Origin of the sequence: Vibrio sp. RE86 (genome assembly GCF_013114545.1) — a bacterium.
Classification (GTDB): domain Bacteria; phylum Pseudomonadota; class Gammaproteobacteria; order Enterobacterales; family Vibrionaceae; genus Vibrio.
On sequence record NZ_VTXI01000005.1, the window covers coordinates 1 to 11,334 of the forward strand.

The following is an 11,334-nucleotide window of genomic DNA, read 5'->3' on the forward strand; positions in this document are numbered from 1 at the left end:
GAAAGAGCGCGTGGAACAGCAACAATTAGCGTTGGACTAAACAAAGGCCCCCTTTTAGGGGGCTCACACAAAGCCACCTTCTTTAGAAGGTGGTAATTTACTTTCAAATGTAACTAAATAGTGGTAGTTACTAAACTTTATGTTTGAATATTAACAGATTCTTACGTAGTTTCGTGATTCGTATAGGTCTAATTCTGTTTTGCAAACATGTGGCTGTGGTAAGATACCCCCTCGAAATTTACCTAGTGATCCCAAATGTTAGAAGTATCTCAACTGACAGCCATTCGAGATGAAAGAATTCTATTTGAATCCCTGTCTTTTACTATTGATTCCGGCGAGTTAGTTCAAATCGAAGGTAGAAACGGCACAGGAAAAACGACCTTACTGCGTATTGTTACTGGGCTAGGCGACCGTGATCACGGTTACATCTTCTGGCGAGGCGAAAGTATCGAATCTAGCCGCGACCAATTTCATCAAGACTTACTGTTCTTAGGCCATCAAACGGGTGTAAAGCGTGAACTAACCGCCTATGAGAATTTACGCTTTTATCTAAGTATCCACTCTCGTCAGGCGTTTGATAAGAACACTATTTTTGAAGCGCTAACCAAAGTAGGCTTAGCGGGTAGAGAAGACGTACCGGTTGCTCAGCTATCTGCGGGTCAACAACGGCGAGTAGCTCTGGCGAGATTATGGCTCAGCGACCACAAACTTTGGATCCTTGATGAACCTTTAACTGCAATTGATAAACAGGGCGTTAAGGTCTTAGAGTCGTTGTTTTTGAAACATGCAGAAGAGGGAGGCATCGTGATGCTTACAACTCACCAAGACATGTTTGCAGATAACCCAAAACTACGCAAAATCAAACTAGGTAACTGATTATGTTTGGCTCAATCAACAGCATCATAAGACGCGAGCTTCTCATCGCTTTTCGTCGCCAAGCGGACATTTTCAATCCACTTTGGTTTTTCATCATTGTTATCACGCTTTTCCCATTGAGTATCGGCCCAGAACCGAACTTACTTGCTCGTATTGCTGCGGGTATTGTTTGGGTAGCGGCATTGTTATCAGCACTGCTCTCTCTTGAGCGCTTATTCAGAGATGATTTTCAAGATGGTGCTTTGGAACAAATGATGCTTATGCCTGTCCCACTACCGGTTGTGGTTATTTCAAAAGTAATAGCACACTGGTTATTGACTGGACTGCCTCTAATTCTGATTAGCCCTTTGTTATCAATATTGCTCTCTTTGAACTTTGATACCTGGTTAGCGGTTGTGCTTACGCTGCTTGTCGGAACGCCTACGTTGAGCTTTATTGGTGCGATTGGTGTGGCTCTGACAGTGGGATTACAGAAAGGTGGGGTACTCTTGAGTTTGTTGGTTCTGCCGCTTTACATTCCAATTTTGATTTTTGCGACGTCTGCGATTGATGCTGCATCGCTTGGAATGGCGTATAACGGTCAACTCGCGATTTTGGGCGCCATGTTTATGGGAGCAATGACGCTAACACCTTTCGCAATTAGTGCGGCATTAAGAGTAAGTGTCAATTAGTTGTTTTTGATCAAGCACGATTTTTTCCCTTTATATAAATTACAAAACTAATAATTATCTAACGAAAAAGTTAGATAAACCTGAAGTAAGAGTGAGAACTACGATGTGGAAATGGCTCCATCCCTACGCCAAGCCTGAATCTGCTTACCAGCTGAGTGGTAAGCTTTTACCATGGTTCTCTGTACTGGCGCTGTTATGTTTATCTATCGGCACAGTATGGGGATTGGCTTTTGCACCTTCTGATTATCAGCAGGGCGATAGCTTCAGAATCATTTACATCCATGTCCCGTCTGCGATTTGGTCGATGGGTGTCTACATGTCGATGGCCATTGCTGCCTTTATCGGCTTGGTATGGCAAGTTCGACTTTCCGACATGGCCGCATCCGCAATGGCACCGATTGGGGCTGTATATACCTTTATTGCCCTATTAACAGGTGCGATCTGGGGTAAGCCTATGTGGGGCACATGGTGGGTTTGGGATGCTCGTCTGACATCTGAACTCATTCTTCTCTTCCTCTACCTTGGTGTGATTGCTTTGTATCACGCTTTTGATGACCAAAAAACAGCTGCTAAAGCTGCCGGCATTTTGGCTATCGTAGGTGTCGTTAACCTACCGATCATTCACTTCTCAGTTGAATGGTGGAATACGCTTCACCAAGGTGCGACCATCACGAAATTTGAGCAGCCATCGATCTCAAACGATATGCTTTGGCCTCTACTTCTTAATATTTTTGGTTTTGCTTTCTTCTTTGGCGCACTTACTATGATTCGTTTCCGTAACGAGATCATCAACAAAGAGAGCCACCGCCCTTGGGTGATGAAGTTAGCGGCAGAAAAAACTCAGAGAGGGTAATTTACGATGCATTTTGATTCTTTGAGCGACTTTTTTGCTATGGGCGGATACGCAGGATATGTGTGGGCAGCTTTTGGCATTACTTTTGGCGTTATGTTTGTTTTATTGATTGCCAGTGTACGACGTGGTCGTAGTCTTCTAAATGAAGTTCAGGCAAAGGCTGATAGACAAGCACGAATTGACGCGGCGAAAAATTTGGAGAACACACTATGAACCCAAGACGTAAAAAAAGGCTCGGCATTGTTCTTGCGATCTTCATTGGTATCAGTACCACAGTTGGTCTCATGCTGTACGCTTTAAACCAGAATATGGACTTATTCTACACACCGACAGAAATTGTGAACGGTAAACCTGACGGTACTAAACCTGAAGTAGGCCAACGTTTACGAATTGGCGGTATGGTCGTTGTAGGTTCTGTTAAACGTGATGTTGAGTCTCTGCGTGTATCTTTTGACCTTCATGATGTTGGTCCTAAAGTGACGATCGTTTATGACGGCATTCTTCCCGATCTTTTCCGTGAGGGGCAGGGGATCGTTGCTCAAGGTGTGCTGCTTGATGCAACCACCATTGAGGCTTTTGAAGTGTTAGCGAAACACGATGAAGAGTATATGCCACCTGAAATCGCTGAAGCGATGAAAAAGACGCATGAGCCTCTTCAATATACTGAACAACAAAAACAAGGAAGCGATCAATGATTGCTGAAATTGGCCACTTTGCACTGATTATCTCTTTGGCATTAGCAGTATTGCTAAGTATCTTGCCATTGGTTGGTGCATCAAAAAACAATACATTACTGATGAACAGCGCAAGACCTCTGTCTTGGGGCATGTTCTTACTTCTTTCCATCTCATTTGCTATTTTACTTTGGGCGTTCTATACCAACGACTTTACCCTCAACTATGTAGCAAATAACTCCAACAGCCAACTACCGTGGTATTACCGTTTAACGGCGGTTTGGGGAGCACACGAAGGCTCATTGTTGCTTTGGGTATTGATACAAGCAGCGTGGACAGTGGCTGTTGCAACGTTTAGTCGTGGTATGCCACAAGAGTCTGTTGCTCGAGTATTGGCGGTAATGGGTATGATCACAGTGGGTTTCTTACTGTTTATCATCCTAACGTCAAACCCATTCCTACGTACGTTGCCTTTCTTCCCAGTTGATGGTCGTGACTTAAACCCACTTCTGCAAGACCCGGGTCTTATTATTCACCCGCCAATGTTGTACATGGGCTACGTAGGCTTCTCGGTTGCTTTCTCTTTCGCGATTGCATCACTAATGACAGGTCGTCTTGATACAGCGTGGGCACGTTGGTCTCGCCCTTGGACGACTGCAGCATGGCTATTCCTAACGCTGGGTATCGCGCTAGGCTCTTGGTGGGCATACTACGAACTTGGCTGGGGTGGCTGGTGGTTCTGGGATCCAGTAGAAAACGCATCATTCATGCCTTGGCTTGCAGGTACCGCCCTAATGCACTCTTTAGCAGTGACAGAGAAACGCGGTACGTTTAAAGCTTGGACAGTTCTACTCGCAATTTCGGCATTCTCATTAAGCTTACTGGGTACCTTCCTTGTTCGCTCAGGTATCCTAGTTTCGGTACACGCGTTCGCGTCGGATCCGTCTCGAGGTATGTTTATCCTTGGATTTTTGGTCTTTGTCATTGGCGGTTCGTTATTACTGTTTGCCGTTAAAGGCGCTTCAGTACGTGTTCGTGGTAACTTCGACCTAGTGTCACGCGAAAATGCATTGTTAGCTAACAATGTTCTCCTAATTGCTGCACTGGTTGTTGTGCTCGTAGGTACCTTATTACCACTCGTTCACAAGCAAATCGGACTTGGCTCTGTGTCTATCGGTGCGCCATTCTTCGATATGCTGTTTGCGTGGTTGATGATTCCGTTCTCATTCCTATTAGGTATTGGTCCACTTGTTCGTTGGAAGCGTGATGACCTATCTAGTTTGAAGAAACCGATGCTTATCTCTGGCATTGCATCATTGGTATTGGCATTTGTCTTTACAACAATCTTCTCAGACTTTTTCCTAACTATGGCTTACATCGGTTGGGTAATGGCATTGTGGATTATCTTCATGCACGGTTTTGAATTGTACCAGCGTGCGACTCACCGCCACCCATTTATGGAAGGTGTGAAGAAACTTCAACGTAGCCATTGGGCGATGATGATGGGTCACATTGGTTTAGCGGTTTCCGTTATTGGTATCGCTATGGTGCAAAACTACAGCATCGAGCGTGACGTACGTTTAGCACCGGGTGAGCATTTCCAAATTCAAGGTTACGATTTCTACTTTGAGGGGCTACGCGACAAAGATGGCCCGAACTATGATGGTTACATTGCTGATTTTGAAATCACACATGACGGCAAATACATCAACACACTTCATGCTGAGAAACGTTTCTACACAACAGCTCGTTCAATGATGACAGAAGCGGCGATTGATCGCGGCTTTACGCGTGACCTTTACATTGCAATGGGCGAACGTCTAGACGACGACAAATCGTGGGCTGTACGTATCTACTACAAACCATTTGTGCGTTGGATCTGGGCGGGCTCTCTATTAATGGCTCTAGGTGGTGCAATCGCGATCAGCGATAAACGTTACCGCTTTAGAAAGAGTGCGAAGAAGCAGGAGGCATGATGAATAAGAAGTTTCTGTTTATTCCATTAGTGGCATTTTTAGGCTTGGTAGCGGTATTTGCTACCCAGCTTATCCGCAACCAACATGGTGATGATCCGACTAAGCTCGAATCTGTTCTCGTTGGTAAAGAAGTGCCTCAGTTTCGCTTAGAAGATCTTGCCGAACCGGGCAAGCTGTATGACCAAGCCGTCTTTAAAGGTGAACCTTTACTGCTAAATGTCTGGGCAACCTGGTGTCCGACTTGTTATGCAGAGCATCAATATTTAAATGAACTTGCCTCACAAGGGGTGAAGATCATTGGTATGAACTACAAAGATGATCGTGAAAAAGCGGTGGGCTGGCTAAACGATTTGGGTAACCCATACTTAATCAGCTTGTTTGATGGCAACGGCATGCTTGGTCTCGATCTTGGCGTATACGGTGCACCAGAGACGTTCCTTATCGATGCAAATGGTGTGATTCGTTATCGTCATGTCGGTGATGTGAACACTCGCAACTGGAACGAAAAACTCAAGCCAATGTATGAAGGTTTGATTGAGGAGGCGAAGCAATGAAAAAGTGGATATTAGCCCTAGTCGCATGCTTAACCTTCTCAATGACCGCGTTTGCTACCATTGAAATTTATGAGTTTGACAACCTAGAGCAAGAGCATCAGTTCAAAGAGTTGGGTAACACTCTGCGTTGTCCTAAGTGTCAAAACAATACTATCGCAGATTCTAACGCTGAACTTGCCGTTGATCTCCGCCACAAAGTGTACGAGATGACAAAAGAGGGCAAGTCGAAGCAAGAGATCGTTGACTACATGATTGCTCGCTATGGCAACTTTGTAACTTACAACCCACCGTTTACGCTAGCGACGTCAATTCTATGGGTAGGCCCAATTGCGGTCGTCCTGTTTGGTTTTGGCTTTATTGTTGTTCGCAGCCGCAAGTCGAAAGCAACTGTGAAGCAAGACACAAAGGGTTGGGACTCAGGTAAAGAAGCCCGTCTCAAAGCGCTTCTCGATGAAGAAAAGAATGATGGAGACAAGCAGTAATGACACTATTTTGGATAGCCTCAGTCATTCTTATTGCGATGAGTGTTGTACTTATCGCACTACCGTTTATCAAAAAGAAATCGAACATCGATGCGGAACTGCGCGATGAGCTGAACAAAGCCTTCTATAAGGATCGTCTTGCTGAGTTAGAAGAAGAAACGGATGAAGGTTTGGTTGAGAACCAACAAGACTTGATCGATGACTTGAAACAGTCTCTGCTTGATGACATTCCTCAAGATACTGCGACTCAGGCAGAAACTAAAATGTCAGCCCTAGCAGTAATTGTACCGTCTGCGATTTTGGTTGTTGTGCTCTCTTATGGCCTCTACTTCAAGTTTGGCGCTTCAGAAGATGTTCAGCAGTGGCAAGAAGTTAGTGCTAACTTACCTGCACTTTCTAAAAAGCTGATGTCTCCGCAAGGTGAAGAACTGAGTGAAGACGAGATGAAAGACCTTACGCTAGCATTGCGTACTCGCCTTCATTATCAACCAGAGGATTCAACAGGCTGGTTATTGCTTGGAAGAATTGCATTGGCCAACCGTGATGTAGACACATCGATTGGTGCGATGAAAAAAGCCTACAAGCTAGAGTCAGATAATCCTGATGTTATGCTGGGTTATGCTCAAGCGTTGATGTTGTCTCAAGATGATGTTGACCAAGACAAAGCACGTCGCCTTCTGGGTCAGCTTGTCCAACAAGATTACGTTGATCTACGTGTGTTCTCATTGCTAGCGTTTGATGCTTACGAGCGTAAAGATTATCCAGCAGCAGTGCGTTACTGGAGCATCATGCAACAAATGATTGGTCCAAGCGATTCTCGCTACGAAATGCTATCAAGAAGCATCGACAATGCGAAGAAACAGATGGGTCAACAGGTTGGTACTGGTCAGTCAGTGTCAGTCACTATTAAACTTAGTGAACAGGTGCAAGCAGACCCTAATGCTGCATTGATCGTGTCTGTCCACTCAGCAGACGGTTCACCAATGCCGGTTGCAGCTGCTCGTTACCCACTTGGCTCATTCCCTCGTACGGTAGTTCTTGATGATGGCAACAGCATGTTGCAAGAGCGCAAACTATCTTCTCTAGAAGCATTGATGGTTCGTGTTCGCATTGATAGTGACGGAAACGTTGCAACTAAGGATGGGGACTGGTTTGGTGAGAGCGAAGCCGTTAAAATGGGCGAACCAGTTGAAGTTATGATTGATAGTCAGTATTAATAGTTACTGTGTATGAATCGACAAAGGCCGGTGTAAACACCGGCTTTTTTATGGAAATTATAATAATGAAAAAGCTCAAACCACAGTATTGGGGACTTATATTCTCAGCGCTGTTGTTGACAGGGTGTGCGTCAGCGCCCGAGGAAGAGATTGTTGTAGACGATTCGCAAGTCTACGATCCATTTGAGAGTTTTAACCGCTCGATGTGGACCATCAATTATGACTACTTAGACCCTTATCTGGTTAAACCGGTCTCTTTGGCTTACGTCAACTACGTTCCTGTGCCTGTGCGCAGCGGTATTAGTAACTTCTTGGGCAACTTGGATGAACCATCCAGTATGGTCAACAATTTGATCATGGGCAACGGAGGTAAAGCGCTAGACCACTTTAATCGTTTTTGGATCAACACCACTATCGGCTTAGGTGGTTTGATTGATGTAGCTTCAGAGGCGGGTATTACTGATCACGATGAAAAAGCGTTTGGTGATGCGATTGGTCATTATGGGGTAGGCAATGGGCCTTATGTGATGGTTCCTGCTTATGGCCCTTGGACAGTGCGAGAAACAGCTGATTTTGTTGATGGTATGTACGTACCACTTTCATTCCTAAACTTTTGGGCAGGCCTAGGCAAATGGGCGCTGGAAGGATTAGAAAGTAGGGCGCTCCTTGCTCAGCAAGAGTCACTATTGGAAGGCTCACCGGATCCTTATGCATTAGTGCGTGATGTGTATATTCAACGCCAAGACTTCAATGCAGAAATCGAAACAGAAGACTACGATGCGGATGAAGAAGCTTATTTAGATGAGTATCTAGAAGACTTTTAATCTCTAGTGACTCCATAAAATAAAGGCTTGGTATCGATACCAAGCCTTTATTATTTGTAGCTATTTTAAAGCTATTAGAACGTGTAGTTCGCCTGAACACCGATTAGCCAAATGCTACCAGTGACTTCACCTTCAAATGCGCCGCCAAACGTGTCCCCAGCACCGAAGCCTGGATCTGTTTCGTACATTTTTGCATCTTTAGCAAAGATATAAGTAAAGCCAGCGTCAAAGTTAAGTTGCTCTGACCATTGGTAGCCAGCACCTAAACTTAGCCATAGACGGTCTGTTTCTGGAATCGTCGCAGTACGATGCTCTTCACTTACTGCAGATTCATCATAAGCAATACCAGTGCGTAGAACCAGTTTAGAATCAACTTGGAAAGTTGCGCCTAATGCATAGCGCATATTGTCTTCCCAGTTTTCTTCTTTGATAAGAACTGGGTCAGCACGGTCTGATAGATTTGCTTCTAGCTTTTCGAATGAACTCCAGTCAGTCCAGTTAATGCTAGCGTGAATAGCTAGCTTATCATTTAGCTGATGGAAGCTTGCCAATTCAGCGGTGGCAGGTAGCGCTAGGTTCATTGAGCCAGGGATTTTGCTTGTTGGCTGGCCTAAAAGGAAACCGTGGCCATTTGCAGTACCTTCGAGTTTAAGATCTACTTCTGACTTATAAGTAAAACCAATACGGTTATTGTCGTTGATTTGCCACGCTGTACCAACTTGCCAAGCCCAAGCTGTATCTTCACCTTCCATATATTTAAGGGTATCGCCTTTAGATACGCCGAGGAGTACTACATCTCTAGATGATACGGCCCCAAAACTGCCTTCAGCATCAATATAACGAACTCCGCCGCCAATGCTTACAGACTCAGTCAGTTGGTAAGCAGCATTTAGATTTGCTTCTACAGAGTAAACACTTGCTTCGTTACCGTGGTTAGCACCGCCGAACTCTTGCCCAAGAGATGTCTCCATACCGTAGTTAGTGCCAAGCGCGAATCCAAGTGCGAATTTATCGTTGTACTTATGCGAAATGTATAGGTTTGGAATCACAGCATCGTGCGCGAAGTCTTTTGAGCCTGTCGCAGTCGCAACTGGCGTATTAGGGTAGCTATTACCTTCAAGGTCAACATTAGGGTCAACATAGATAGCACCAACAGAAATCTGTGTACCTTCTAGGTAAGTCAGCATTGCTGGGTTACGCCATTGCGCACTTGCATTGTCAGCCATCGCTGCTTCACCAGCGTAAGCTCGGCCTAGACCTGTTGCTGAGTATTCTGCTAGTTGAAAGCCTGCTGCTGTAACGGTTGTTGAAGTTGCCAGAAGGCTGCCTGCCACTGCGAGTGAAAGGAGAGTCTTATTTGTTTTCATTGTAATGTTCGCTGAGATTGATTGAAATCAGTCGGGCGATCATAGTTTTAGAGCTATTACTTTAAAAATAAAAAACAGTGATTTTACTATGTTTGAAGTTAAATAATGTAGATGACCCACTTTGTAGTGATATATAACGTATGTTAATGGCTTGTTTTTTTATTTCAGCGTACACATGTAGTCTATCGAAACGTTTTACGTATACAGGTGTAAGCTTAAATACGAGAGTAGGTCAGAAGAGTTACGGTAAATTAATAAGTTACAGATAACAAAAAGGGTCAGTAAAAACTGACCCTTTAGAAATTTATGTACGCTTAACTTCTTAGAAGCTGCGGCTGTACTGTAGACCTAGCAGAATTGCATCCGCGTGAGTGGTGCCAGATACTGATGTGAACGCATAACCTGTTGGGCTAGTAGTGCTAGGCAGAACTAGAGACTCGTTTACTGAAGTATCTTTACCCATTAGGTAAGTGAAACCAAAGTCAACATTTGAAGCACTATCGATATGGTATGTGAAACCAGCAGATAGCCATTGGCGATCTGAATCTGGTACAGAGATTGATGTTAGGCTATCTTGAGCACTTGTGTCATACATGTAACCAGTACGCAGTGTCCAATCATTGTTTAAGTAGTATGTACCGCCGATTGCGTAGCGCCAACCGTCCTGCCATTTGTAATCTTTTTGGTATGTAGGGCTAACTGCACCAAGCTGTGACAACGACGCATCTAAGTTTTCGAAGTCAATCTGATCCATTGAGCTCCAACCAATCCACTGAACACTGTAGTGAACCGCAAACTTAGTATCTTCAATTTTGTGGAAACCAGAGAACTCAGCCATGTCTGGAAGTGGTAGAGTTACCTTTTGCCCCGCATCGTCATCAGCTGTGAACTCTGGGCTATAGCGGTACGATAGGCCAAAACGGTTGTTTTCATCTAACTCGTAAACAGAGCCTAGGTTGAAGCCTACTGCCCAACCGTCTGCTTTATCTACATTGAGAAGGTAAGCAGCACTGTTTGTACTAGGTACTGCACGTTTGAATGTACCTTGTCCGTAAATAAGATCTAAACCAGCGCCAAAACTAAGCTGCTCATTTACTCGGTATGATCCTGCAAGGCCTAGGTTGAAACTTTTAACGTCAGTTAAACCACCGTACTCAGAAGCAACATAGTTATCATCAAATTCTGTTTTTGTACCGAAGTTTGAGTAGGCGTTTACACCCCAAGCAAACTTGTCGTTAACCGGCACGATTAGGTGGATGTTTGGTGCGATAGAAGTATCACCAGCATCGTCATAATTAGCGTCTGCTGAAGATACTGGAGTTGACTGACCTGTTGCTGGGTTGTAAACACCACTTGTGTACGTAGCATCTTTAACTTCAATCATTGAAGTGATGCTTTCGAAACCTAGAGATAGCTCCATTTTGTCGAAAAGAGCCATTGCTGCTGGGTTACGAGCCATAACAGCTGCGTTATCTGCAATTACAGCATCACCTGCGAAAGCGCGGCCGATACCAGTTGCTGATTGTGCGTTAAGTTGGAAACCTGCAGCGAGAGCCGGCTGCGAAGCGATTGTAACAGTTGAAATAGTCACTGCTAAGAGTGATTTTTTAAACAGACGCGTCTTGTTCATTTTTGCTTTTTCCTTTTTGCTTCGCCTCTTGTGGGCGATATTATTTGAGCAAAAGCTCAGTGGTGGCTGATACTAGACCCAAGTATAGGATATAGAAATCCGACCATTGCCTATTTGGGTGATAAAATTGCGGAAATGACAGATATCTGGCAGGAAAATGTCGGAAAAAGTGACTTTTTAGAGTCTTAACTCTATTTTTGTGCTAAAAAA

General features: G+C 44.4%; 12 protein-coding genes. 10 read left to right on the top strand and 2 right to left on the bottom strand.

Annotated features, from left to right (window positions below; translation table 11 throughout):
- Positions 1–255: 255 nt before the first annotated feature.
- The 10 genes from ccmA (at position 256) to F0231_RS06450 (ending at position 8,127) form a co-directional block, all read left to right on the top strand.
- Positions 256–876, top strand: a complete 621-nt coding sequence (ccmA, locus tag F0231_RS06405) for a cytochrome c biogenesis heme-transporting ATPase CcmA (RefSeq protein WP_171758893.1) — start codon at positions 256–258, stop codon at positions 874–876.
- 2 nt (positions 877–878) lie between these two features.
- Positions 879–1,547 carry a heme exporter protein CcmB gene (ccmB, locus tag F0231_RS06410; RefSeq protein WP_171758894.1) on the top strand — a complete coding sequence of 223 codons (669 nt, stop codon included), beginning with the start codon at positions 879–881 and terminating at the stop codon, positions 1,545–1,547.
- Between the two features lie 103 nt (positions 1,548–1,650).
- On the top strand, positions 1,651–2,400 hold the full coding sequence (locus F0231_RS06415; RefSeq protein ID WP_171758895.1) for a heme ABC transporter permease: 750 nt from the start codon (positions 1,651–1,653) through the stop codon (positions 2,398–2,400).
- Between the two features lie 6 nt (positions 2,401–2,406).
- On the top strand, positions 2,407–2,613 hold the full coding sequence (ccmD, locus tag F0231_RS06420; RefSeq protein WP_171758896.1) for a heme exporter protein CcmD: 207 nt from the start codon (positions 2,407–2,409) through the stop codon (positions 2,611–2,613).
- Positions 2,610–3,095 (top strand): cytochrome c maturation protein CcmE, encoded by a 486-nt coding sequence (gene ccmE, locus F0231_RS06425; RefSeq protein WP_171758897.1) that lies wholly within the window; start codon positions 2,610–2,612, stop codon positions 3,093–3,095. Before ccmD ends, ccmE begins: the two co-directional genes overlap by 4 nt.
- Positions 3,092–5,050, top strand: a complete 1,959-nt coding sequence (locus F0231_RS06430) for a heme lyase CcmF/NrfE family subunit (RefSeq protein WP_171758898.1) — start codon at positions 3,092–3,094, stop codon at positions 5,048–5,050. Before ccmE ends, F0231_RS06430 begins: the two co-directional genes overlap by 4 nt.
- Positions 5,050–5,604, top strand: coding sequence for a DsbE family thiol:disulfide interchange protein (locus F0231_RS06435; protein ID WP_171758899.1), 555 nt, complete (start codon positions 5,050–5,052; stop codon positions 5,602–5,604). Before F0231_RS06430 ends, F0231_RS06435 begins: the two co-directional genes overlap by 1 nt.
- Positions 5,601–6,086: a cytochrome c-type biogenesis protein gene (locus F0231_RS06440; RefSeq protein ID WP_171758900.1), complete on the top strand. Its 486-nt coding sequence runs from the start codon at positions 5,601–5,603 to the stop codon at positions 6,084–6,086. Before F0231_RS06435 ends, F0231_RS06440 begins: the two co-directional genes overlap by 4 nt.
- Positions 6,086–7,303 (top strand): c-type cytochrome biogenesis protein CcmI, encoded by a 1,218-nt coding sequence (ccmI, locus tag F0231_RS06445; RefSeq protein ID WP_171758901.1) that lies wholly within the window; start codon positions 6,086–6,088, stop codon positions 7,301–7,303. Before F0231_RS06440 ends, ccmI begins: the two co-directional genes overlap by 1 nt.
- Before the next feature lie 65 nt (positions 7,304–7,368).
- Positions 7,369–8,127, top strand: coding sequence for a VacJ family lipoprotein (locus F0231_RS06450; RefSeq protein WP_171758902.1), 759 nt, complete (start codon positions 7,369–7,371; stop codon positions 8,125–8,127).
- A 74-nt stretch (positions 8,128–8,201) separates the two neighbouring features.
- On the opposite strand, the gene F0231_RS06455 is transcribed toward F0231_RS06450, so the two are convergent.
- The gene (locus tag F0231_RS06455; RefSeq protein WP_171758903.1) at positions 8,202–9,494 is read right to left on the bottom strand and encodes an outer membrane protein transport protein; all 1,293 of its coding nucleotides are present in this window, start codon (positions 9,492–9,494) and stop codon (positions 8,202–8,204) included.
- A 322-nt stretch (positions 9,495–9,816) separates the two neighbouring features.
- Positions 9,817–11,124 carry an outer membrane protein transport protein gene (locus tag F0231_RS06460; RefSeq protein WP_171758904.1) on the bottom strand — a complete coding sequence of 436 codons (1,308 nt, stop codon included), beginning with the start codon at positions 11,122–11,124 and terminating at the stop codon, positions 9,817–9,819.
- Positions 11,125–11,334: the final 210 nt, after the last annotated feature.

What these genes read in the sequence shown, in the direction of transcription:
- F0231_RS06450 (WP_171758902.1), top strand. Translation starts at nt 7,369, where the DNA reads ATGAAAAAGCTCAAACCACAGTATTGGGGACTTATATTCTCAGCGCTG.
- ccmE (WP_171758897.1), top strand. Translation starts at nt 2,610, where the DNA reads ATGAACCCAAGACGTAAAAAAAGGCTCGGCATTGTTCTTGCGATCTTC.
- ccmI (WP_171758901.1), top strand. Translation starts at nt 6,086, where the DNA reads ATGACACTATTTTGGATAGCCTCAGTCATTCTTATTGCGATGAGTGTT.
- F0231_RS06440 (WP_171758900.1), top strand. Translation starts at nt 5,601, where the DNA reads ATGAAAAAGTGGATATTAGCCCTAGTCGCATGCTTAACCTTCTCAATG.
- F0231_RS06415 (WP_171758895.1), top strand. Translation starts at nt 1,651, where the DNA reads ATGTGGAAATGGCTCCATCCCTACGCCAAGCCTGAATCTGCTTACCAG.
- F0231_RS06430 (WP_171758898.1), top strand. Translation starts at nt 3,092, where the DNA reads ATGATTGCTGAAATTGGCCACTTTGCACTGATTATCTCTTTGGCATTA.
- F0231_RS06435 (WP_171758899.1), top strand. Translation starts at nt 5,050, where the DNA reads ATGAATAAGAAGTTTCTGTTTATTCCATTAGTGGCATTTTTAGGCTTG.
- ccmD (WP_171758896.1), top strand. Translation starts at nt 2,407, where the DNA reads ATGCATTTTGATTCTTTGAGCGACTTTTTTGCTATGGGCGGATACGCA.
- ccmB (WP_171758894.1), top strand. Translation starts at nt 879, where the DNA reads ATGTTTGGCTCAATCAACAGCATCATAAGACGCGAGCTTCTCATCGCT.
- F0231_RS06460 (WP_171758904.1), bottom strand. Translation starts at nt 11,124, where the DNA reads ATGAACAAGACGCGTCTGTTTAAAAAATCACTCTTAGCAGTGACTATT.
- F0231_RS06455 (WP_171758903.1), bottom strand. Translation starts at nt 9,494, where the DNA reads ATGAAAACAAATAAGACTCTCCTTTCACTCGCAGTGGCAGGCAGCCTT.
- ccmA (WP_171758893.1), top strand. Translation starts at nt 256, where the DNA reads ATGTTAGAAGTATCTCAACTGACAGCCATTCGAGATGAAAGAATTCTA.